Below are 22,502 nucleotides of genomic sequence, written 5' to 3'. Positions count from 1 at the left end.
TCGAGTTACAGACAACTGCCAAAAGGTTTGGGTCGAATACCGTAGGGGAAGGGAAATCGTTCAGAAAATAAATACCACGATGGGATGCATTGTTCAAATGCCAGCGTCCCCGATTGAGCAAGCGAAGCAACGCTCGGTGGGGTTTTCTAGACGACCAAAAGAGACGTGGTGCCTGGGATTCTAGGACGATGTTGTCAGGATTAAAGCCGGCTGCTTCTAATACCTGTATTAAAGAAAATTCCGTAAAGTTAGTGGCGTGAGTGAAATCGAGGGAAGCATCGAATGGGCCGACGATACAAGCAAGGTTAGGTGTGCGTATACTTAGGCGGCCAAGCGGTGCAAGAAGCCGATAAAAACGGCGCAGCGTTTCTACAGTCCGGTCTCTTGGAATGTGCTCTAATACGTCGTGAAAAAATACGATATCGAAAGATTTTGGTGGAGCATCGGCTAGAAAATCTATCAAGTCAGCGTGAATTAGCTTCGCCCGGTCTTGCAGTCGAATCGTTGCTATTTCGAGCAATTGATTGGAGATCTCCACGCCCGTCAAATCTCTAAAGCCGACGCGGGAAAGCGCTGTCAATAGATGGCCCTGGGCGCATCCCGCATCGAGGATTCGTGCTTCGTGGGGGATTGTGTCAATCCAGCGCGGTAGGCGATCCCTTTTTATGCGTTCGAGATCGTCAGGTAGGCGTTCACGAAATGCCATTTTTTTGTAGTGGCGAGCATACTGTTGAAATAATTCTTTCGACGTATCGTTCATGGAACCTCAAATTTTCTTGGGAAGACGAGGAAATAGCCAAGCGGTCAAGCATAAGGCGATCTCCGTACCATAAAAAGCAATAACGGCGCCAGGCAAACCATGTGAGCCGATTAACCACGCTGTCATGAAAATGCTGGCCAAGGTGCCAGCGATTAGGCTAGCTGTCAGTGCAATATGGCATTCGTTAGTCAAGAGATAAACATGACTTAAGCTGCGCACTACCTGCAGCGCCGGCAGGCCAGCCATCCACATCAGAATCTCTGCCGCGGGCGCAAAGTCGTCGCCTAAAAACCGCGGTAACCACGGTGCGAGCAGAACCAGTATCGCGCCTCCGCAGAGAGCGATAGCAACCAGTGCCGCTCCGGTAACGAGCAAACGTCGCTTAGGATTAGAACTGACGAACACCCGCGGCCACAAGGCTTCCTGCAGGGCGACGAGCGGAAGGCTCGCCAAATCAATGGCACGTTGCGCCAAGCCAAACTGCCCGGCCTGAGCATAGCCTAGTTGGGCCAACACCGGCTTGTTGAATTCAGCCTGCAGGCGAAATGATAGAGCCCCCGTGAGGAAGGGCAGGCCGTCTCGTATGAGTGTCAAAGGGGAATATAGCCTCTCGCGGTCGGATGCAGGGTAGTGGCGCTTCATCCACCCCCAAAGCACCGCAGTGAAAAGGAGACTCGCTGCTGCGTAGGTGAGCATCCAGCCTTGTGGGGATGGCGTGGCCAGCATTAGGTAGACGCCTAGGGCGGCGAGCCGAGTCAGAATTAGCCCGGCGCTGATAAGACCGAAATTTCGGGTGTGATGCCGGGCCTGTTCTGCGCGGCCGACTAGCTCTGTCAGTGAGCCGCTCGCTATTTCAGCAGTAACCAAGGCCGCGATGGCGGGGAAGTGTGCCGTCTGCGGCAGGGCCAGCCAGACGATTCCGAGGGCAAGCGGGGTGAAGAGGAGCAGGGTATGCCTCCACACGTCAACCGATGCATGAAGGAGTGCAGGCAGAGCCTCGGGCAGTCGGGCACCGTCACGCAGGACGATGCCAGGTGAGTGCGGTCAGCGATTTTGATGGTGGCGTGATCAAGTTGCGTGATGGGGGTCGGCGAAGCGCTCCCGCGGTCTCGCGCGGCCGGGGTATGGGCCGGCGGCGCGAGGTGGATCAAGCGCGGTGACGGGACTCAGAACAACAGGGGATCGTCGAAATCCGGTCCGTCGAACAGGTCCGGTTGGTGGTCGCGAGGCCGGTTGTCGTCGCGTTCGGCATCGCGGATTTGGGAGGCGTAGCGGGTCTCGAACTGATCGGTCAGTCGGAAGAGGACCTCCCGGATGGCGAGGACCGCGTCATCGGACAGGGGTGGCCAGAAGAATGGCTGCAGGGTGGTGTCGGGCTGCGGCATGGTGGTGCTCCGAGTCGGTCAACGTGGCAGGGCGGCCCGCCGCGGGGTGGCGGTGGTGGGCGGGGTGAAGACCTCGAGGAAGAGCGCCTCGTCGAGGTGGGGGCGCTCGGTTTGGGCGGCGACGGCGAGCAACTCGGCGGCCAGGGTGGTGAGGATGCGGTAGTTGCCGGCGGCGTGGTCGCAGAGGGTGTGTTGCAGGGGCTCGCTCATGAGGGCGGCGTTGCCGGCGCTGGCGCACAGGTGTTGCAGGCAGGCGAGCAGCTCCTCGCGGCGCGCATGCTCGGTGGCCAGACGGGTGCGGATGCGCGAGCCCAGGGGCAGCAGCTCCTCGCGGCGCAGGTGATCGGTGAGGCGGGTATCCCCGGCGAGGACGACGCACAGCAGCGGTTGGGAGTCGAAGCGGGCGCTGGCGAGCAGGCGCAGCTCGTTGAGCACGGCGGGGCTCATCTCCTGGGCCTCGTCCACGAGCAGCACGGCGCGCCGGCGGGTGGTCTGCAGATGGCCGAGCCAGGTGGCACGCAGCGCCTTGAAACCGCCCCAGCGGTTGTGCGGACGCAGCGGCACGGCGAACAGCTCGCCGAGCTCGCGGTAGAAATCCCCGAGGCTGCTTTGCGGATGATCGATGGCGCCGACGCTCAGATCCGGGAGCCGGGCGAGACGCTCGGCGAGCAGACGCAGCACGACGCTTTTGCCGGTGCCCGGTTCGCCGTGGATCATCGCAAACCCGCCTTCGCGGATCTGCGCCTGTTCGATGCGCCACAGGAAGTGTTCCACGCGCGGGGGGATGTAGAGCGCCTCGATCGGCAGCTCCGAGGAGAAGGGATGCCATTTCAGGCCGTAGAGGGCGAGCAGTCGCGCATTCATCGGGTGTCCTCGGCGGTGTTCAGGGGCAGATAGGCCGGCGGCAAGCCGGTCGCGGCATGGGTCTCGAGGAGCTGGCGCAGCAGCGGCGCCATCCCGCTCGGTGTGCTCGGTTGCGGCACCGGTGCGCCGGGCACCAGCGCACGGCGGGCCTCCCCGGCATTGGCGGCCTTATCCAGCGGACGCAGGGGGCTCAAGATCGCACCGCTGTGCGGATCCACCAGATCGACATGGGCCAGATCCCAGCGCGCGTAACGCAGATGCACCGTCTCCAGGGCGCGGTAGCGTGCGGGGATTTCCAGGCGGATGCCGGCCAGGCTGACGGTGCCGTCGGCCCGGCGTTGGCGTCGTGCGACCTCGATGCGGAAGGCCGCGCGCAAGGCGGCGGCGTCCGGGCAGGGGCGCGCCACGGTCGGGCCCTCCAGATAGCGCGCCAGCGGCGTAGTGGCCAATTCCGAATGGGTGCTGCGGTGATACTCCTGCTCGACCCAGGCCTGGGTGGCGTGGTTGAGGGCCTGCAGCGTGAGCCCGGACTCGCCTTCGAGCATCGCCATCAGGCGGCCTTCCACGCGGCCCCAAAAGGCCTCCTGCTTGGCGTTCTGATAGGGCGAATAGGGCAAGGTGGTCTGATGCAGGACGCCCAGACGGGCCAATCCGGCGGTCGTCTCCTCGGCCAGCATCGCCGCGCCGTTGTCGGTCATCAGGGCGCGCGGCAGGCCGCGCTTCATGAACGCCTGCGACAGCCCGTGCACCAGCACCTCGGCGGTCTCGTTGGTGTACCACTGCAGGTGACAGACCAAGCGCGAGCGATCGTCGATGACCCCGAACAGCAACGGCGTGAGCCAGGTTCCGGCCGCCGTGAGCACCTTGCGCGAGCCGTGATGGAAATCCAGGTGCCAGAGCGCCGAGACGTGCTCGACCTCGAAGCTGCGCACCTCGCGCTGCTCCAGGCGATCGCGCGCGGCCAGCGCGCCGGCGGTGTCGCGCTTGGGGGTGGCGCGGCGCACCATCCCGTGGGCCTTCAAGTAGCGCCGCACGCTCGGATAGGACGGCACCGGGGTGGCGGTGCCGGCGAGGGTCGCGGCCAGGTTGTCGCGATGCAGCTGGGCGGTCCAGCCGGGATGATCGCGGTACTGCGCCTGCAGGGCCTCGCGGGCGGCGGGCAGCACGCTCGGGAAGGCCCCGCGATCGGCGCGCACGCGATTGCGCAGCACCGCCACCGGATCGGGCGCGGCGCGCGCGGCGTAGTACCAGCGCTCGAGGGTCGACACACCGAACCGAACATCCAGGCCGGTGACGGGATGGCGCCAGGTCTTGGCGGCCAAGGCGGCGAGTGCCGCCTGCAACTCGCCGTCCGACGGCGGGGCGGCGAGCAAGGGTCCGATGATCGCAAAGCGCACGCGGGCCCAACGCTCGCGTTGCGGAACCTCCACGGGGGTCGGCATAGGGGTCTCCCGGCCACGGCGCCGGGGGTTCCGACACCTTCGCGACCAGCCTAGCCGGGTGCCCCGGCGCCTTCGAGCTGCATCCTCTGCGTGGCGTCAGCCGCCCTCGTGCAGCCTGCACGAACGACTCGTCAAGGGACTCAAAAAGCGCAGCAACGCCACCAGGGCGTCCGCGGCATCGCCGAGGAAGCGCTCGAGCAGACTCCCCGGCGCCTGCTGCAGATCCACCGGCGGGACAAAGCCCCCTGCGCGCTGCACCACAGCGGGGTCTGCGCCAACTGCTCCCGCCACCAGGTCTGCCAGCGCCGCAGGGTGCGGATCGGGACCGCCAACGTCGCGGCCAAGGCGTCCGCTTTGGGGTGATGTCCGCTATGGCGCACGCAGGCCACCACGACGATGAGGCCGAGATAGACCCGCCGGCCCAAGAACCGCACCGAGCGCGGCGTCAGGCGTCGCCGACACTGCGCACAGCAAAAGCTGCGACGCGTGGCGAACGCCTCGCGCCATGGCTCCGGACAGCCGCGCGGTTTACGGGGGTAGTCGGCCTGATGCAGCGTGCCGCCGCAGGCGGGACAACCGGCCTCTCGGGCGGCCTCGGCGAGATCCTCGTCGATGTGCAGCAACAAGGCGAAAAACGTGGGGCTTTCAAGGACGGCGTGGCACACTGATGGCGTCTCTTTGTCTTCGCAAACAAGAGACTCTCCCGACGGGTGCTGTTGTTCAAGCACCCCGAGGGAGGCCCACCGCTCGCCCTCATGAAAGATGACGATTTAAGGGGAAATAACCATCAGGGAAGGTGGCCGTGCTCACCAGGCGTGCCCAGGATAACCAGCGGCGGGAAGAATGAGGCGAGGGCGAGCACGGTGACGAACAGCCCGTAATCTTCTGCCCCAAGTGTCTTCGCGAGGAGCACTACACTCGTGATCTGCGCGGCTGCGCGGAGCAGGAGCCAGCCGAAGAGTTCGCTGCTAGATCGAAGATAGGCGCCTGGTCGCCAGCGTAGCATGTTCGCCAAAAAATAGTTCACACCTGCTCCAAAATCCCGAAGTCGTTGATCGCTTGTTTCGCTTTCATCACTTCAAGTGCAAACCCAACTCGCAGCATGTAACGTTGGGTCTGTGCATAGGTAATATTTATGACGGCCTCAGAGGGCATGGGTAGTAGGTCCCAGTCGATAAATTTCGATTGCTGGCGGAACGGTAACGTCTTGCCTCCCACGGACGCACGCCGCGGTTGCTGACTATCGTATGACAAGCCGGAGAACGTACCCATTAAAATGACGCCTCGCGTAACGCCTGATCTTTTTCATGACAAGCATTCAGGCTGTCTGGATCAGTCGACGATACATACTGATATAGGCATCAATCGCTCTTTCCTCCCCAAAGTTTAGGACTGCTCTCTCCCTCGCGGCTTCTGACATCTGCTGCCAATCGGTAATCTGCTCACAGAGTCGTCTCGCCGCGGCAACAAAGGCGCCGACATCATCGATGGGGCAAAGGATACCCGTTCGGCCTTGTTCGACAACTTCCGGTAACGCAGAGCCATCGGTTGCAATAACCGGGCGCTGGCAAGCCTGGGCTTCCAGCGCGACCAGACCGAATCCCTCAATGCGGGTCGGGAACAAAAGGGCATCGCAATTGCGGTAGGCATCGATGAGCGCTTTATCTCCATCAAGACGCCCGAGACCGATCATATTGATCGGGAGATTGGCACCAGCACCGAAATCCGCGGGTTTGGCGTTATAGAGCAGCTCAAAATCACCACCAAGCCTACGCATGATTTCCGGCAACAGATCAGCCCCTTTTCGACGGCTCACTGTACCGATAAAGAGAAGGCGAAACGGGTGGTGAGGAGTCTGTCGCTGGTCAGGTGCGAAGTGTTCCAGGTCGATCCAGTTATGAATGACAACGGTGTCGGATCGTCCAAATGTCCGCACAACCTGGTTGGCTGTGTATTGGCTTACAGTGGTAACGGCGTTGGCCTTCGCGATGCTAGAGGTTTCGCATGCCATGACCCAGATGCGATGGTATAGCCGACGCGGGAGATTCTTATATGGAGTTAAAGCGAGATCGTGCACTGAATGATGAACGGTGACGACTAACGGTAAAGTTTTAGTAAGAAAGCGCGGATGAAGCCATGAATTGACGTGTGTAATGTTTGCCCAGGTCGGTGGCTTCGGCGATTTAACTGTCAAAGGCATGTACTCTGCGCGACGGGGTAGCCAAGCGATTTCGGAGCGGATGCCCCGTCGGTTCAATGCTTCCCCCAGGCGGATCGTGAAGACGTCCGTTCCAGTGCCGGTGCGGACAGCAGGAAACCAAATAGCTGGTGACGGAGGTGTTTTGTTGGTCATGATGAGGTTGGTTGCGCTGTTCTTAGAATCAAAATCGTTGTTGGCAGTAGGCCGGACAGCGAATCAATCACGACCGCTGGCATTTGTGCCGCAACCCGGTTCAGCCATGGCCCGTCGTCAATCGCCGCCATGATCTTGACCGCCTGACCAGCCATCGTCTCCCACCTGAGATCGGCGGCTCGCAGCATGCGGCGGAGTTCTAGTGGGCCGGGCGGGTAACAATCGTATAAGGATCCTTTCCTAGCGGCTCTCACGTAGGTGTCGGCCAGCAGTTGCGGTAGCCAGCTCAGGAACGGAAGCCGGTAATGCGGCTCCAGGATGGCCCAGCGGTTGGGAGCAGCGAGGTAACCGATGCCGTTAACTCTCAACACACGATGAATCTCCCGCAGATGGGTCAGTTGTGCGGTTCGGTCTCCGACGTGTTCGATGACCTGATTGGAGATGACGAGATCGAAGGATGCTGTCGACAGGGGTAAATGGGCATCGTCGATTCTCAGAAATTGGAACCCGGCCTGAACTATTCGTTGATCAGCGACGTCGACGGATGTGACTGCCCCATCTTGTCCAACCTGTTCTGCAAGGGCTGCAGCGATGACGCCGGAGCCGGTGCCGATCTCCAGAACGTGTTGGCCCGCCAGGGGACGCAAAATTTCCAGGATGCGGATAATCTTCTCAGCCTTGAGTAGGCGATGAGGCTGATCGCAGGACGCATGGCTGGATCGTTGATTGGATCGATTTTTCATGAGCTTGGTCTCACGCGCGGATCGGGTACACCCGGCATCCGATATCTGCAAGTTTAGGCTTGCGTCCCGCAGGTTCCGAGACAAGCTGATGATCAGTACGGATGCCAGTGTCGATGGCACTTATGTAAACCAATTTTGGCCTCAGTGTCGCCAATCCGCCGTTGCGCTCGGCGTGGATCCGTGCCGCGTATTCGCTCTGATCGTGTTATGGATCTGCCGCAGCGTCGTCATGTGAATCGAGGTTTAAGCGGTAGTCGCTCGTGGACTGCTCGAAGGTATTCAGAATGTCTAGCAATCGCCAAGCAGATCGGATCGCGAGCCGCAGTCGGTCGAAGCGTTCCACGGCCAATTCGGGATAGTCGTGGGTGAATTCATTGCGAATTCGCCGTAGTTCGATCCACTCCTCGGCGGAGGCTAGCCATTCCAGTTGCTCCAGGCGATTCAGTCGATCCAAGACCGACATCGGGTGAATGTCCTCGCCAAGCGCCCGCAACGCTGCCGGGAAAAGTCGCGCGCCCATATCGTCCTGGAGTCGCGTATTGCGGTAGGCGAATTGATCGAGGATGCGCCGGTCCTCTTTGCCGATGTTGGCGAGGTCCTGAATCTGGAGCGGCCGTTTCGCCAGGTCTGCCAGCGCATCGGAGAGTTCGGCGCGATGGGCCTGGCATAGCGTCAGGGCCTGCTGCAACGCCAGGCGCTCGGCTTCCAGGCACATAGAAGAACCCCCGTTTCGCGGGCGATCCGGACAATGTCGCGCGGATCGTCAGGCTGGGCGATCAGCACATCGATCCGTCGTTCGCCGAGCCTGCGCTCCAACAGCACCAGAAAGCGGATCTTTCGGCGCAGAGTATCATCGCCCGCTGCGGGTGTGATCAGAAGGTCGATATCGCCTCCGCGCTTCTTGTCGTCGACGCGGGAGCCGAACAGGGCCACGCGGGTTCCCCGACCGAATGCGTTCTCGGCGGCCTCGTGGATGGTCTCAACTTGGTCGGTGGTCAGCCGCATGGGTTGGATCGATCGGTGTTGTTTCTAAGTCAGGTCTTTTCGGGATCTTCGTTGAGCGGTTCCGACAATAACACGCCATACCGCAGAGCGATTGTCCCCCAATCGAAGGCCTCGGCGCAGTGGTCGCGTGCATTTACGGCGTAGCGATCGCGTCGGATCGGATCGGCGAGCAGTTCCACGATGGCGTCGGCCAGCTCCACGGGGTTTCGGGGATTGACCAGAAACCCGGTGTTCTCATCCAGAACAATATCCCGAACTGCCGGCACGTCGCCGCAGATCACCGGGCAACCGCAACCCATCGCTTCGACCAGAACGAGACCGAAGCCCTCTTGATCGCCGCTGTCTGCAACCAGGAAAGGGGCGACGAAGAGGATCGCGCGGCGGTAGAGGGCGGGCAGATCGGACTGCGGCACCATACCCTTAAAGTCGACGTGGTCGCTGATGCGCAGCGACGCTGCAAGCTGTCGCAGCTCGGACTCCAGCGGACCGCCGCCGGCGATAGTGAGTCGGGTGTCGGGAAACGCGCGCAACACCCGTGGTAGAGCAGTAAACAGTAAACCCATACCCTTCTTTTCGACCAGTCGTCCCACGAACAGCAACTGGTTTTTCTCGCGAGGGATGCGCGGGTCAGGGGTGAAGCGTTCGCGCAGATCGACGCCCATGGGGATGACCGCGATCTTCTCGGGAGCAATGCCGAGGGCGATCACTGCGTCGCGCATGGCCTCGCTCACCACGCTCACTCGCGTGCTTTCGTGCAGAACGGCACGCTTTATGGCGCGAAATACCGAGCCGCGCAAGGCGAACAGATCCCCGCCATGCGACGTGCAGACCAGCGCGACCGGGCGACGGGCCAACTTGCGTGCGAGCAGTGCCACCAGGCCCTGGGGGATCAGCCAATGGGCATGGATCAGATCCCACTCGTCATCTCGCAGCACTCGGACTAGCGCCCACAACTGGCCGATCAGGAAGGGTGGCACCAGCAGGTAGTTGAGCGGGTTGGCGCGCAGGCGGTTGAGGATACCGCCCCCATGGCTGGCGAGGTTCTCCCGGCTCCGGAGAAAGTAAGGGAAGCGGACGACGCGCAGCCCGTCCAGGGTCTCGCGCTCCAAGCTGCCGGGCGAGCGCGGCGTCAGCACGGTGATGTCGAAGGCGTCGGTCAGGCGCCGGCTCAGCTCGAAGACGAACGGCGGTTCGACGTCGTCGCGCCAGCGCGGAAAGGTCGATGTCAGAACCAGCAGGCGCGGCTTAGGTCTGGGCATCGCGGGCAGCCATTCATATCGCTGGTCGACCTTCGCGTTGTCTGCGCATCGGCATCGGACGTCCTGGACTCCGCGTTCATCAATCTCCCTCTCGGTAGTTCAACGCAGTTATCTGTTCCGAGATCAGACCCATCATGAAGACCAGGATCGCGGCGGTGAGCAGTAATGCGCTCATGTTGGTGAAGCGACCTAGGGTTACAAAGGTATAGAGATAGTAGCCGATACCGGTCGCGAAGAAGGCCGCGCTGACCGGAAAAAAGACCTTCAGGGGTGAGTAGAGCGTCGCAACCTTGAACATGATCAGCAGGAAGCGCACGCCGTCCCGAAACGGGCGTAAGTGGCTGGTGCCTTGGCGCTTGGCGGCATGGATGGGGACATAGCCGACCGGATAACCGGACCGAAAGAACGCCATCGTGATGGTGGTGGGGTAAGAGAATCCGTTCGGCAACAGATATAGAAAGCGCTTGAACCGCTCTGCGCGGACGGCACGGAACCCGGAGGTCAGGTCGAGGATCGTGTGACCCGTGATCAGGGTCGCGAACCCATTGTAGAAGCTGTTGGCAAGCGATCGGCCGACGCTGGCTTGGGAGCCGACGCCGCGCGCGCCGACCACCATATCGTAGCCCTCGTCTAGCTTGGCGAGCAGGCGCGGGATGTCTGCCGGATCGTGTTGGCCGTCGGCATCCATAAAAATCAGGACGTCGCCGCTCGCCGCGCGCGCCCCGGATTTGACGGCGGCGCCGTTGCCGAGGCTGTAGGGGTGCGAGACGACGTGGGCGCCGTGAGCGCGGGCGACCTCGGCCGTTTGGTCGGTCGAGCCGTCGTCGAGCAGAATCAGTTCGGCTTGAGGCAGCGTCGCGCGCAAGCGAGTCAGCAGGCCCTTGAGCGATTTGGCCTCGTTCTTGGCCGGTAGGATGACCGACAGGGGTGTCGTGGTGGCTGCCGGGTATTCCGGAGAGAGAGAGTTGCTCAAGATCGCCTCGCCGATGTCTTCCGTTCTGTGGACTTTGTGTTGTCATGGTGCAGCATAGGCCGAGGCCTCGGTCGGTGCCGCATGGTAAGTCGCCGCGACGGCCAGAGTTGCGCGAGACGTTTGCAATGGGCAACTGACGGGGAGTGTCAAAAGTCAAGACCTGACCGCGATGCCCCCGAACTGCACCGGCAGCAACCGTAATGGCGTCTCGGCGCGGGATCACGCCGGCCCGCCGCACTCTTGGTGCTCCCGGCCGAAGACGGCCCGCCACCGCGACAGGCTACCGGTCGAAATGCCGTGACGTTCGCAGTACTGTGCCTGCGTCAGACCACTGCCCGGCCAGCCCCGGACCAACTCCCGCCACTGCTCGCGACTGCGCCGCTTCTCTGCCATGCTCTTCCCCTCCGTGCGTGGAACATGGCGGCATCTTGCAGATCGCGCAGTGCGCGGGGTAGATGTATTTCGCCGGACGCTTACTGCTCTCTACTCTACCCGATGCACTGGAACTCCGACACCTGGTTGTGCCGAAGCGCCTCAACCGTGCGGGTCGGGTCCTTTACTCGGAAAAAGGTGCGTGAGTTGCGATGTCGTCAGGATGATGTACGCGCCAGAGCTGGAATTCCGCGCCGGCAATATAAACACGCTCGAACAATGGATCATGCATCGTTTGCATGTAGAGTTGATTTCCCACTTTGTTGTGGGTGAATGGATCATGAAGTACTCCATAGTGATCTGTGGTATTGATGTCCATGATCCAGTGTCCTTCGTGTGCGAAATCGATGGCGTCTTCACTTCGTTCGCTGATTAGATTAAGGCGTTTTAGCATAACCGTATTGCCCTGAAACTGAACGACCCCTTCGTTCATATCGATAGTGAACAGACCATCGGGATCGACGATTCCTCCGTGTTCTCCCGCCAGCGGCATCTTAGGAAACAAAATGTAGTTAGGGTGGATGCCAGCGCCGCGTTCGGCGTTCCAGCTGGAAAACCAAAACCACCAGTGAGTGTTGCGCATCGTTTGCCGGTCGAGTACTAAGTAGGCGGGGCACGTTTCTGATGGAAACAAAAACGTGATCCACCCGTCGAGAGTCTCGATGGGTAAATCTCTCCATTGCTCCGTAAGCCAAGTGCGGGCAACCTTCGGGGTCATACTATATATCTCGTTCAAGAAAGCTTGGCTACGCATCCAGTCATGGTCGTTGCGATCCAGAAGCCTTTGCATCCCCGATTGTCCATGCGCGAGAAAAAAATGCACAATTCGGGCGGACTGGAGCGGTGTATCGGCATATAACGGTGCCGCGGTGAACGTCCTTAGTGCGCTCGAATGGGATGACCCGTCACATACTGTGGCCCGCCGCCCCCAATAACCTAGAGCGTAACCGTAGTCACATAAATTCCACAGGACAGCATCCGCCGGTAGTTTCATTGGTATTTGCATCATGTGCTTTACCACATCCATAGGTACAATTGGCGCTGCGGCCCTATAGTCTCGTGCCATGAAGAGTACAAGGACGAAGGCGAAGGACATAGACGTCATGATCACGAATGCAGATGTGCGCGACAATTGTCCACGGGCCAGCGCGAGGAGTCCAGCTAGACCAATAGCGACAGTGGGGTTTAGAAAGATTATGAAGCGCTCGGCTTGAAAGAGTCCAAATCCGCCAATGAAAATTAAAGGCACCAGCGGAAGAATTAGCGCCGGGCGCTTGCGCCCGATGTATGTTAATCCAACAAAAGCCAATACGAGCATCAGCCAACTGCCTGCGACTAAGCTTGCGGACTGAAAAAACCCGAGATCCTGTTGCTCCCCAATTGCGATAGCAGTCGGTGAAAATACGCCTCCACCTTGATCGTTCACATAGCGAATGCTTCCAAGGCTTTTGGAGAAGATGTCAGAGAAACTAATGGGCATGACTGCGAAAATGAGCAACAGTATGCCAAAGCTTGCATAGCGAACAGGACGACTAGGCCAACGAAATCCGACCATGAGCAAGGCAGGGTATACGGAAAGCAGTACCACTACATTCGGCGCCTGGTCCCACCAGTGAAACAACATTACGACCGAGCCAGAGTAGATCAAGAAACCAAACACGACGGCGCGCGCACGGAGTGTCTTATTCAAAAACACTGTTGCGACGGCTGCCAGGCAAAGAGGGGGAATTACATTTAATGTATCGGTATCGTACCAACCCAGTGAACTTCGTTGCACAAAGTAGGGCATCAGCACCGCAAAAGCCGCTGCAGCGACCCCAACCAAGCGGCCCCCAAGCTCTCGCCCTATGATGGCAGCAGGTAGTGCGACAAGCGTCCCTAAAACGGTCGGGAGAATACCGGCGATGAGTTCGAGCGGCAGACCAGTAAAGCGTGCCAGCGAGGCTGTCATCAAGGACAGCATCGGAATCGGATTCGGGCGCGGAGGACGCTCCGGGAACACCCTTAGGGAATCTGTATTGTGATAAATTCCCTCGACCAGATCACGGGCAAGTCCAAGATAGAAATATCCATCCGCGTTTCCGGGAAGGGGACGCAAAGTCAATAACGAGCCAGCGTCGAGAGACGGCCATGTCGGCCAGGACAGAAGACGGACAATCAATCCCAGTATTAGGATAAGAAATAAAAGGATGGAAAAAAAAGGTAGGCTTTCAAAGAATGACGCAGTGCTGAGAGATGGGCGGGCGTTCATTTCTTCAATGCTCTTTAATTATCTGGGTGACTCTGGGCTATGGTGTAGAAAAGATTTCTTTGTCCGTCTCAGAATGATTTAATCCTTTATCCTGCACCTTGCGCTCCAGGATGTCGAGCGTGAGATCGGTCATCGCCGTATTTGAGCGGTTAATTGTCCGGCGCCGAGCAATCGAGGCTTGAGCAGAGTTTGTATCGCCGAGGAGATCATAAATGTGAACTTGAAACTGCAGGACCGGCAGCGCATGCGGCGCGATCCGCTCCGCTTGCGAAAGGATGTCCAAAGCATCCATATGTCGGTTGTTGGCGTAGCATATTTTTGCCGCTACGAAGAGCATGCGCGTCTGAGAGTTGGTGTCTATATGATCCTCTCGATAGTTGATCGCCTCAATTAGTTTCAGAAGGTCGTCGGTCTGCAGCGGAGGGCACGCACGATGTTCGAGTAATGACTCAAGCACGAAAACGCCATCTACGACCGATATATTTACTTCACCCGTGTTCTCTAGCGAGATGCGTAAATTCTCGAAGCGCTCACGAATCGCTCTTTCATCCTCGACTTTGCATGCGTGCAGCAGAGCTTGGATTCGTACATCTGCACAATCTGCACACATTTGTGAGGTCCTGTCGAGAATCTGTATCGCATAGCGTTTCCGCTCGTCATGAATAAACCTGTTATTCGCGTCGGCAATCCCAGTGTCAGATACACCCGTCTCGATAAATGCTGCGTGCAAGGCAGCGCGAGGCGACTCAGGGTTTCGGTTGGCCCATTGCGCCGCGGCATGCCTCTGGTCGCCCCAAAGAGTTGTCATTGCAAATAGGGAGGCCGCGTTGATTGCAAGTAATGAGACGAATAACATGGGCGCGACGCGCGCGAGTTTTCCAGGTGCGTGAGTGGTGGCGATTGATAATGCAAACGCGATTCCGAAAACGGCCAGATAGTTACGGTGCTCGAATACAAGTTCGAGGCTCAAGACGGTGGATTCGAGAAGATGCCCTGTGAAGAACCACAAGAGTGCAAATAGCGGCCACGGATTTTTCAACCGAACATAAATCCAAGCAGATAGCGCAGTGACGATCGCCCAAGCAGTGGCGGCGATCAGGCACTGGAGGGCCGAGAAATCAATGACATTGCGGTGGTCGTGGAATGGTCCGAACGCAGTGGGCAATGGTGCGATCGCTAGGCGAAGGTATTCCCATAACATAACCACTTGGTACTGAAGCCGTTCCCAGGGCGACCAACCGCGGAGTTCAACGATTGTGAACCAGTCAAGTCGTAATGGGGAAAGATACCATAATAGAAGCGCGAGTGCAGAAAAGAGCAGGGTGCGTGATGCGAAATGCAGATGGCCGTGGAAACGCCGATTTCCCAAGAGCAGCGTATCGATCAACAGGACGAAAACCGGTATAAGTGCCGCACTTTCTTTGCTGTACAATCCTAATAATGTACCTAGGCCTAATGAGCCGAATTGCAGTGCAAACGCAAAATGCGGTCGTTTCAGTCGTAGCCAGTATCCGACCACGAATCCAGCGATTCCAAGAAGTCCGAAAAAGGCGGCAAGTGTTGTCATGCGTTGAATGGCGATAAGACTAGATGAGGCAAGGATTGGCATCGTCGCCCAGAGCGTCGCTGCGCCGAAGGCGGTCCAATAGGCCCTAATCGGCGTGACTCCGCGCAGCCGGAGGATCATCGCAGCGATAGCCCCAAGTAGAAAGGCGTTGGCGATATGAATAATTACGTTGACTCTGAGAATGGCATGACGATTCTCGGGCCACTTTTTGGAATGCGCCAGAAAGGTGAGGAGGGAAATCGGCCGGCCCAGCGGGCCAGCTGTACCCTCAAGTATGAAACGTTTGGCATCGTCGAAGTTTTCGACGGCAGACATTCCATTCAAAGCGTTGTAGTCGTCGTAGTAAAGCGCTCCATAAGTACCCGGTAGATAAAGCGCGAAGATCGCTACAAGTGCAAGCAGGGTAGACGAGAGGAAGGCAAGGCGTTGGTGAGTAGTCATTAACAGATTGCCTTGTAGGTGCCGGCCTGGGTTCGGCGCAGGTATATTCTGCGGCTTTAACAAAGCTTTCGAGTTATAATGGATGAGAAAGGATCGTTCGACCGCTTTGCGACGAGTCCGCAGGAATCGGATTAGAGTTCTAATGGTTTGCAAAGTATTGTAAGTTAAAGAAAACGATTGTTAGATGCGGGTGCAGATAGTCTAAAGCGGAACTGAAGCTAGGGTTTGGTTATTCTAGGCAAAGGGATGCTAAAGGGAGTTTGTGTCGGAGAAGAAATCCGCTCAGGGTAGTCACGGTGTCGACGGGTATAGGTGCAAGCTTAGGGAGATTAGTTGTTCTTGGTTTTTGGGATGTTGCGGTCTCTAGGTTTCCCCTGGACGGTGTGCCAGTGTGAGGGACTGAAGATGAAGGGTGGGGCTCGTGAGAGTTTGCTGAGTTTTTTAGCTGTGTGTCCGGAGGGTGCTCGGCTTCGTAGCGAGAGCAAATGAATAGCCCCGCATGCGGGGCTATTCTGGCGATTTAAACAACTGCCTGAGAGTTTAGCGGCAAGAACCCGGCATCCACTTTTGCGGTGAGCCGGTGCAAATCCAACCGCCGATGCTGTTCTCTGTTGCAGTCGTGGGGGTCAGTATGATCTCTACAGCTTCTGAGAAGCCTTTACCGTCGGCTGTGATCACTCCTGTGCCGGCTGCAATATCCAAGTCGCTGACATACTGCGTCTGTACGAAGCCGCTGCCACAGCTCACAAGGTTGCCGTTCGTGAAGCCGTTGGATTGGACGATCTCGGTTACGCAGGTCCGCGCCGAGCTAGCAGCTAGCACAATTTCCGATACCTTAGCACGATTCGTATAGTCCTGATAAGCCGGCAACGCAATCGCCGCCAAGATACCAATGATCGCCACGACGATCATCAGCTCGATAAGTGTAAAACCGGATTGCTGCTTTTTCATGTTTGTACTCTCGTTGCTGTGTGATGGTCCGGGCGATCCCGGCGGTTGGGTACTGCCAGTGTTCTAGCGTCGCGGCCCTGGGTGTCCCGACGTTGATCCAGCACCTTTCGGGCCAATCGCCGGGCTACAGTGACCTTTCGGTTTATGCGCTGAGACGCCGCGCACGGGACTAAAGGAAGTCCCCGTCGAACGCCGTGACGGCCATCACGCTTTAGCGGATCGGAGCCTCGAGCCAAGATCCTGAATTTCCTGCCGTAGCAAGGTTTTTCGCAAATCTTTACCCAAGGCCCCGGCGCGCGACAACCGTTAGTCCGCAGGGTAAGGGTCGTGCGAGATTCGCCCGACACGGCTCGTCGAATCGGCCGGACGCGGGGACAGGGCCTTCGGTTGGGACCCGCTGTGTCAAAAGGTGACGAAACGGGGCAGGTTCGAGGTGGCCGTTCTTGTCGCTCGGGCGGGTCGGGGGATTGGATGAAGACGGCCGGGTTGCGGATCGTGCTGTGGGTCGGACTGGAGTCCGGCTCGGCCGTACGGTTGTTCGCGGCGGGCTTGACGGGCTGAAGCCCGACCCCCATGAGGGGGCGGCCTGGATCTGAGAGGGGCTCAGCGGTCGGTGTGCTGCTGTAGGAACGCCTTGATGCGTAGGACCTCGGCGAGCGCGGATTCTTTGTCTTGGAAGGCGGTTTCCTTGGCTCGGCGCTCGGCTTCCATGGTCGCGCGTGCCTCGTCCCTAGCCATGTGCTCGGTGCCCGCGGCCGCGCGTGCAGCTTGTTCGTTCGCGCGTGCGGTTTCCGTGGCGACGCATGTTTGGTCCAGCGAGCGCTGGATGGTGCAATGCACGCGCAGCGCCTCCTGTCGGGAACGTTCGCGATGATCGTCGCGCTCGTTCTCGTAAAAGCGGCTCAAGATGCTCATGGCCTGCGTCATGATGGGATGCTGCATCCACTCGGGGAGATGCTCGGGATCGAGATGTTCACCGTCCTCGAGGACTTTTGGCCAACGTTCGGCGCCTGTTTCCACCCGCGCGATCTGGAATGTGCTCGACCCGAAGAGCCGGATGGCGCCGTGGTCGACGAGCCGGCGCCCCTGGTCGTCACGCAGAGAATACCGATGAGCATACTCCGTCCGTCGTGGCACGTGGCGCAGAGCGCCAGGGGCATGCGTGACACCGCAGAGCGGGTGTCACGAGCGCGTGATGTTTTGATCGGTGCGAGGCATCACGCACCGCCGGCGAGTGTTGCGCTTCATCAGTGGTCGTCGATCATCTCGACATCTTTTGGAACTTGGTCAGTCCAATGAAAACAGATCCGCCATTGGTCATTGATGCGAACCGAATACTGGCCAGTACGATCGCCAGACAGCGCTTCGAGAGGGTTGTCGGGGAATAGACCGACCTCCAGCTCGCCGCTGGGGTCCGCGTTTTTGAACTCCAATCGGCTCTTCACACGCTCCACGCGTCTGATCAACACATCGAGGAGGTCGTGGATCGACGGCAGCGACAGAGAACACGCGCGCCGAGGTGTTGCTCCTGGGCGGTCATCCGCAGCTCAAGGTTGGCGATGCGATCATCCAACCGTTTCATCCGAGAATGGAGATCCTTCAGGATGGTCAGGACCAAGTTTTCAGTGTAGTCAGTCATGAGGTTACCGAATGTTGTGCGCCTTGATTGGACCCTAGCATGCACCGACGATTTCATCGCCGTAGAGGTCGAGCTTGAGCAGGTTGGCCGGATCGTAAGCGGGTTGGCCCGCATCACCTGCCCCGCCTCCGTTCTTGAACCCCAGTTCATCGACATCGACCATCAGGTCGACATAGTGCAGAATCCGGGGACGTCCCACGGTCATCGCGATCGGCTAGGAATCGGCCCCGCGCGCTGCCGAGCGAACCGCTTGGGGCCGGCGCATCCTTGATGCGATTCCGGCGCCGACGCACAGTCGTGCCGGGCGCGCGACCGGGGAGCGGTGGACTCGCTCACGCGGGAGCCCCGGTATTCGCTCCCAAGCTCCGAGACTGTGTAGGCGCGTCTGGTGCGGTGAGGTACGAACCGCACCGATGTCTGGTCCAATCGTCGCGCTGGATCTCGATCTTAAAAACCTGGCCCGCGGCATCGCGGGCGTTCACGTCGACGATGGTGAGTTTGTCGTCGAGGGTTTCCTGCGGGTGATACGGATCGAGGATCTGCACCTCGACCACCGGACCGGGGAGCGTCTCGGTTAGGATCACGATCGGAAAAATGAAGGTGAGAAGTGACAAATTGGCCCTATCTCGGCGCCACGACTTGAAATTCCGTGCAGACATGCCTCACGTCGCCCCATGGAGATCGAATTCGACCCGGACAAAGCCGCCGCCAATCCGGTCAACCACGACGGTGTGACTTTCGATGAAGCACGCCATGTGCTGCTTGATCCCTTCGCGCTGACACGCGAGGACGTAGACGCAAGCGGCGAACAGCGGTTCGTAACCCTCGGCATGGGTGGATAGGGACGTGTCCTCGTGGCGGTGTGGACGCTTCGTGGGAATCGCGTTCGTTTGATTTCCGCCTGGAAAGCTAACTAATCCCAACGGCGACGTTATGAGCAACAGTTCTGATCCACTTTTCGACGACTATGCCGACCTTGATTTTACCGATGCCAAGCCCGTCTCCGAGGTGCCGGCGTTGTCCCGTCTGCAGGCCGAGCTAGGAAGCCAGTCCCAGGTCACGATGCGGGTGGACAACAGGATCTTGGCCGCGTTCAAGGCGCGCGCCGAGATGATGGGCAGCAATTATCAAACGCTGATGAACGATGCACTGCGCCAGTTCGTTGAAGGGCAGACGCTCGCGGATGTCGTGCGCGAAGCCATTCGGAGCGAACTCCATCAGAAGGGAGCCTGAAGCAGCGACGAGTACTCGGTCACCAGGGAGATCCACGCATCGGTTCGCCGGAGGCGCCTGGGAGGCGTCGCGAGGGGAGGGATTCATTCTCCAGTCACGTGGTGCGCCTTACCGCCGATACACGTCTCGGCGGTGACCGAGGTAGCGCACCGTTTTATCCTCGATGCTCACGATAAGGCGATCATCACCGAGAATGTAAGGAGCCGTAACACCGCGGAGCGTCGGCGTGAGGAGATATCTTTCGGCGCACGATGAGGGCGGCGGTGGTGGCCGCGATTCGGTGTGCGCGTATCGACGTTTGGTGTGCGCCGTGACCGGGAGGCGGTGCGACCGGATCGCGATCGCCGGGTTGCGGATTGCATCCGCGATGCGGATCCGGTGCCCCGTATCTTGTTCCAAGCGTTGGGAGGCGTAACGAACCGTCGGCGGGTGTTGCGCTTCCCATCGTGAGCGCAACCGACGGGTTCGCCATGGGATGATCGGGAGCAGGAGCGTCTCGCCCTGGGATCGGCGACTTGCAGTCGCCATCCGACTCTGGCCCGACGGCCAGCGGGTCGGGTTCAACTCGACGATTTCGGGCTCGCGCTTGACGCGTCTTTGCCGGTCTCGGGAGTGAGGTGCCGCGGTGGGCCGGTTTGTCGCAGGCGGTCAGGCGTCGCGCGATTGATTCAGGAGTGCCTGCAGGCGCGCGACCTCGGCGAGCGCGGCTTCCTTGGCTTGGCGCTCTGCCTCCTTGGCTTGAAGTGCTGCCTCCTTGTCTTGAAGTGCTGCCTCCTTGGCTTGGCGTTCTGCCTCCTTGGCTTGGCGTTCTACCTCCTTGGCCTGGCGTTCTGCCTCCTTGGCGGCCCGTTCTTCCTCCAGCGCCTGTTGGATGGAGAGCTGCTGGCGCAGGAATTCTTGACGCGCCCGGTAGGCGTGATAGGCGCGGTCTTTCTCGGAGAAGGCGGTCAAGGTGCTCATGGCTTGCCTCATGACAGGGGTTTGCATCCACTCGGGGAGTGTCTCGTCATCGAGGGTCTCGGCCTCGTTGAAGAATTTCAACCAGCGGTCTTGCTCGGTTATGACCTGCTGAACGGCGGCTTTGTTCAGCTCGAAGATCCAGATGCCGCCGTGGTCGATCAGGTCCTGTCCCCGATCATCGCGCATTCGGTAGCGGTGTGCATAGGCCGGTGTGTCGTGGCGCAGGGTTTGATCGAGCAGCCAGATCGCATAGGTCGGTTTGAGTGCGCTGTAGGCCTCACCGCTGCGCAGTTGCCGGCGGTACAGATCTGCCCAGCCGTAGAGGATGCGCGCGCGCAGCTCCGCATAGACCAACAACTGGATCTCGATCTGAAAGACCTGACCGGCGGCATCGCGTGCTTTCACGTCGACGATGGTGAGCTTGTCGTTGAGTGTTTCCTGCGGGTTGTAGGGATTGAGGATCTGCACCTCGACCACCGGACTGGGGAGCGTCTCGGTCAGCATCGCGTTTAGAAAGTCGATGAGCAGCGCGCGGTTCTCCTCCGAGCCCAGCACGGCCTTGAAGACACAGTCGACTTTCGGATTGATGCTGTGTTGCATGCGAAGAGTGTACGGTCGTCGAGCAACGTGGGCAATGCCGAGAGCCCATCCGATAGGTGCGGAGTATCAGTAGGTCGAATGTCGCATCGAGGGCGACGTCGGCCCTGTTCGTCACTCTAAGCCGGGCCGGCACGGAGCGCCGGGGGCATGCGTGACAACGCGGCGCGGGTGTCGCGAGAACATCGATCCGAGTCGGTTGCCGGCTCAGGCTGCGTCGTGCAGAACCTTTGCGACAGCCTCGCAGACATCGGTGTCAGGTCATGACTTGTGCCCTGTGCCTATTTTAAGCACCTTCGGGGTGACAGCTAGACCGCTGTGGGGGAAAAGGGGTCCGGTTCGAAGAACGTTCAACGTAAGGTCGGCCCCCGTGGGTCGGAATTCAGTCCGACCTGCTCTCGGCGTCATCTCGCAGCGCGGGTGTTGCGCTCGACGCCGAGCGCCGGATGGCCTGAGGCGGAGTTGTCGGGCTGAAGCCCGACCCATTTCAGACGTCGTGATCGCCGGCAGTCAGGCGTCGCGCGATTGGTTCAGGAGTGCCTGCAATCGCGCGACTTCGGCGAGCGCGGCTTCCTTGGCTTGGCGTTCTGCCTCTTTGTCTAGTCGCTCCGCCTCCTTGGCTTGAAGTGCTTCCTCCTTGGCTTGTCGCTCGGCTTCTTTGGCAGCGCGCTCGTTCTCCAGCTCCTGTTGGATGGAGCGCTGCTGGCGAAGGAACTCTTGACGCGCTTGGTAGGCGTGATAGGCGCGGTCTTTCTCGGAGAAGGCGGTCAGGGTGCGGATATTTGCAGGCTCAGAGATTGGACTTCACGGGCTGCAGCGGTAGGTGAGGATTTGATCGTCAAGGCTGATGGCCGCAAATTCCAACGCTTGTCGAATGTCCTCGTCGTCGATTTCAGGATAGTCCTGTTTCAGCTCGTCGCGGTCCGGATAAGCGGCCACGGCTTTAACCACGCGGCGAACGGTCAGTCTCATACCGCGGCTACAGGGCTGTCCGTTCATCGAGCCGGGGTTGATGGTGATTCGATCAAATGCCGTGTTCATGGCTTGCCTCATCACAGGGGTTTGCGCCAAAAGGGGAAAGATTTATTTGCCAGGCGCGTGGCGTGACTGACCGCCGATACACGTCCCGGCGGTGACCGAGGCGGACCACGAGGAGGCGCACCGTGTCATCCTCGATACTCACGATAAGGCGATAATCACCGACCCGGTACTTCCATAAATCCCCCAATCTCGACCCCTTGAGGGCTTCTCCGAGATGGCGCGGGTCATCGAGCGGCGCGACACGCCCATGCAGAAACGCCAGAATGCGGCGGGCGATGGGCGGATCGAGCTTGCCAAGCTCGCGTTCGGCGGCCGGATCGAACTCAATCGTCCAGGCCATAGCGCGTCATCAATTCATCCAGCGGCACGGTTTGAGTCTTGCCCGCGCGAATGTCGATCAGCCGCTGCTCGGCCAAGTACACGTCCTCAAGGTCGTCCAGATGCTCAAGGATGGCTTCGCGGGCATAGAAGGTCTTGGTGCGCCCCGTGGCCCGTGCCAAGGCTTCGAGCCGCTGCTCCACGTCGGCGGGGAGTCGGATGGCCAGCATGATCAGTCTCCTAAGTTAAAGCGCTATACAAGCATAGCATGCTGGTGTCCCGACGAAG

General features: G+C 59.6%; 26 protein-coding genes and 2 pseudogenes. 2 read left to right on the top strand and 26 right to left on the bottom strand.

The window, feature by feature from the left end:
- Positions 1-211 precede the first annotated feature (211 nt).
- The 22 genes and pseudogenes from LT988_RS25470 to LT988_RS02045 all read right to left on the bottom strand — a co-directional run.
- A pseudogene (locus LT988_RS25470) lies at positions 212-706 on the bottom strand (class I SAM-dependent methyltransferase); the annotation flags it as partial.
- 60 nt (positions 707-766) lie between these two features.
- Positions 767-1,723: a lipopolysaccharide biosynthesis protein gene (locus tag LT988_RS02145; RefSeq protein WP_232408629.1), complete on the bottom strand. Its 957-nt coding sequence runs from the start codon at positions 1,721-1,723 to the stop codon at positions 767-769.
- A gap of 203 nt (positions 1,724-1,926) precedes the next feature.
- Positions 1,927-2,145: a hypothetical protein gene (locus LT988_RS02140; protein WP_232407222.1), complete on the bottom strand. Its 219-nt coding sequence runs from the start codon at positions 2,143-2,145 to the stop codon at positions 1,927-1,929.
- Between the two features lie 18 nt (positions 2,146-2,163).
- Positions 2,164-3,009: an ExeA family protein gene (locus LT988_RS02135; RefSeq protein WP_232407221.1), complete on the bottom strand. Its 846-nt coding sequence runs from the start codon at positions 3,007-3,009 to the stop codon at positions 2,164-2,166.
- A complete protein-coding gene (locus tag LT988_RS02130) occupies positions 3,006-4,451 on the bottom strand; it encodes a DDE-type integrase/transposase/recombinase (protein ID WP_232407220.1) in 1,446 nt (481 codons plus the stop codon). Before LT988_RS02130 ends, LT988_RS02135 begins: the two co-directional genes overlap by 4 nt.
- A gap of 140 nt (positions 4,452-4,591) precedes the next feature.
- Positions 4,592-5,116: a hypothetical protein gene (locus LT988_RS02125; protein WP_232407219.1), complete on the bottom strand. Its 525-nt coding sequence runs from the start codon at positions 5,114-5,116 to the stop codon at positions 4,592-4,594.
- A gap of 122 nt (positions 5,117-5,238) precedes the next feature.
- On the bottom strand, positions 5,239-5,478 hold the full coding sequence (locus LT988_RS02120; protein ID WP_232408628.1) for a hypothetical protein: 240 nt from the start codon (positions 5,476-5,478) through the stop codon (positions 5,239-5,241).
- Complete coding sequence (locus tag LT988_RS02115) at positions 5,475-5,723, bottom strand: hypothetical protein (RefSeq protein ID WP_232408627.1); 249 nt, start codon at positions 5,721-5,723, stop codon at positions 5,475-5,477. Before LT988_RS02115 ends, LT988_RS02120 begins: the two co-directional genes overlap by 4 nt.
- A 46-nt stretch (positions 5,724-5,769) precedes the next feature.
- Entirely contained in the window at positions 5,770-6,804 is a 1,035-nt protein-coding gene (locus LT988_RS02110) for a glycosyltransferase family 4 protein (protein WP_232408626.1), read from the bottom strand.
- Complete coding sequence (locus LT988_RS02105) at positions 6,801-7,547, bottom strand: class I SAM-dependent methyltransferase (RefSeq protein WP_232408625.1); 747 nt, start codon at positions 7,545-7,547, stop codon at positions 6,801-6,803. Before LT988_RS02105 ends, LT988_RS02110 begins: the two co-directional genes overlap by 4 nt.
- 205 nt (positions 7,548-7,752) lie before the next feature.
- Positions 7,753-8,262, bottom strand: a complete 510-nt coding sequence (locus LT988_RS02100; protein WP_232408624.1) for a hypothetical protein — start codon at positions 8,260-8,262, stop codon at positions 7,753-7,755.
- Positions 8,220-8,552: a nucleotidyltransferase domain-containing protein gene (locus LT988_RS02095; RefSeq protein ID WP_232408623.1), complete on the bottom strand. Its 333-nt coding sequence runs from the start codon at positions 8,550-8,552 to the stop codon at positions 8,220-8,222. The genes LT988_RS02100 and LT988_RS02095 overlap by 43 nt, the downstream gene beginning before the upstream one ends.
- A 29-nt stretch (positions 8,553-8,581) precedes the next feature.
- Positions 8,582-9,811 carry a glycosyltransferase family 4 protein gene (locus LT988_RS02090; protein ID WP_232408622.1) on the bottom strand — a complete coding sequence of 410 codons (1,230 nt, stop codon included), beginning with the start codon at positions 9,809-9,811 and terminating at the stop codon, positions 8,582-8,584.
- A gap of 79 nt (positions 9,812-9,890) precedes the next feature.
- Positions 9,891-10,784, bottom strand: a complete 894-nt coding sequence (locus tag LT988_RS02085; RefSeq protein WP_232408621.1) for a glycosyltransferase family 2 protein — start codon at positions 10,782-10,784, stop codon at positions 9,891-9,893.
- A 219-nt stretch (positions 10,785-11,003) separates the two neighbouring features.
- Positions 11,004-11,177 carry an IS66 family insertion sequence element accessory protein TnpA gene (gene tnpA / locus LT988_RS02080; protein WP_232408620.1) on the bottom strand — a complete coding sequence of 58 codons (174 nt, stop codon included), beginning with the start codon at positions 11,175-11,177 and terminating at the stop codon, positions 11,004-11,006.
- A 163-nt stretch (positions 11,178-11,340) separates the two neighbouring features.
- A complete protein-coding gene (locus LT988_RS02075; protein ID WP_232408619.1) occupies positions 11,341-13,467 on the bottom strand; it encodes an STT3 domain-containing protein in 2,127 nt (708 codons plus the stop codon).
- Positions 13,468-13,504: 37 nt separating this feature from the next.
- Positions 13,505-15,475 carry a hypothetical protein gene (locus tag LT988_RS25680; protein WP_232408618.1) on the bottom strand — a complete coding sequence of 657 codons (1,971 nt, stop codon included), beginning with the start codon at positions 15,473-15,475 and terminating at the stop codon, positions 13,505-13,507.
- A 540-nt stretch (positions 15,476-16,015) separates the two neighbouring features.
- Entirely contained in the window at positions 16,016-16,426 is a 411-nt protein-coding gene (locus LT988_RS02065; RefSeq protein ID WP_232408617.1) for a pilin, read from the bottom strand.
- 603 nt (positions 16,427-17,029) lie between these two features.
- A complete protein-coding gene (locus LT988_RS02060; protein WP_232408616.1) occupies positions 17,030-17,563 on the bottom strand; it encodes a hypothetical protein in 534 nt (177 codons plus the stop codon).
- A 110-nt stretch (positions 17,564-17,673) separates the two neighbouring features.
- A pseudogene (locus LT988_RS02055) lies at positions 17,674-17,808 on the bottom strand (type II toxin-antitoxin system RelE/ParE family toxin); the annotation flags it as partial.
- 291 nt (positions 17,809-18,099) lie between these two features.
- On the bottom strand, positions 18,100-18,264 hold the full coding sequence (locus tag LT988_RS02050; RefSeq protein WP_232408614.1) for a hypothetical protein: 165 nt from the start codon (positions 18,262-18,264) through the stop codon (positions 18,100-18,102).
- A gap of 133 nt (positions 18,265-18,397) precedes the next feature.
- Positions 18,398-18,724, bottom strand: coding sequence for a PD-(D/E)XK nuclease family transposase (locus tag LT988_RS02045; RefSeq protein WP_232408613.1), 327 nt, complete (start codon positions 18,722-18,724; stop codon positions 18,398-18,400).
- Between the two features lie 15 nt (positions 18,725-18,739).
- On the opposite strand from LT988_RS02045, the gene LT988_RS02040 reads away from it, so the two are divergent.
- Together LT988_RS02040 and LT988_RS02035 are read left to right on the top strand one after the other, a co-directional pair.
- The gene (locus tag LT988_RS02040) at positions 18,740-18,907 is read left to right on the top strand and encodes a BrnT family toxin (RefSeq protein WP_232408612.1); all 168 of its coding nucleotides are present in this window, start codon (positions 18,740-18,742) and stop codon (positions 18,905-18,907) included.
- Between the two features lie 91 nt (positions 18,908-18,998).
- On the top strand, positions 18,999-19,298 hold the full coding sequence (locus LT988_RS02035; protein ID WP_232408611.1) for a BrnA antitoxin family protein: 300 nt from the start codon (positions 18,999-19,001) through the stop codon (positions 19,296-19,298).
- A 648-nt stretch (positions 19,299-19,946) separates the two neighbouring features.
- Here LT988_RS02035 and LT988_RS02030 read toward each other — a convergent pair.
- The 4 genes from LT988_RS02030 to relB form a co-directional block, all read right to left on the bottom strand.
- A complete protein-coding gene (locus LT988_RS02030) occupies positions 19,947-20,858 on the bottom strand; it encodes an Rpn family recombination-promoting nuclease/putative transposase (protein ID WP_232408610.1) in 912 nt (303 codons plus the stop codon).
- 801 nt (positions 20,859-21,659) lie between these two features.
- Positions 21,660-21,896 (bottom strand): DUF433 domain-containing protein, encoded by a 237-nt coding sequence (locus LT988_RS02025; RefSeq protein WP_232408609.1) that lies wholly within the window; start codon positions 21,894-21,896, stop codon positions 21,660-21,662.
- The gene (locus LT988_RS02020) at positions 21,880-22,236 is read right to left on the bottom strand and encodes a type II toxin-antitoxin system RelE family toxin (protein ID WP_232408608.1); all 357 of its coding nucleotides are present in this window, start codon (positions 22,234-22,236) and stop codon (positions 21,880-21,882) included. The genes LT988_RS02025 and LT988_RS02020 overlap by 17 nt, the downstream gene beginning before the upstream one ends.
- Positions 22,220-22,444, bottom strand: a complete 225-nt coding sequence (relB, locus tag LT988_RS02015) for a type II toxin-antitoxin system RelB family antitoxin (protein WP_120798107.1) — start codon at positions 22,442-22,444, stop codon at positions 22,220-22,222. Before relB ends, LT988_RS02020 begins: the two co-directional genes overlap by 17 nt.
- Positions 22,445-22,502 lie beyond the last annotated feature (58 nt).

It is taken from the genome of Thiocapsa bogorovii (assembly GCF_021228795.1).
GTDB classification, from domain to species: Bacteria; Pseudomonadota; Gammaproteobacteria; order Chromatiales; family Chromatiaceae; genus Thiocapsa; species Thiocapsa bogorovii.
Note: the sequence above shows the minus strand (reverse complement) of the source record. Positions and strands in the feature narration are given on the sequence as shown.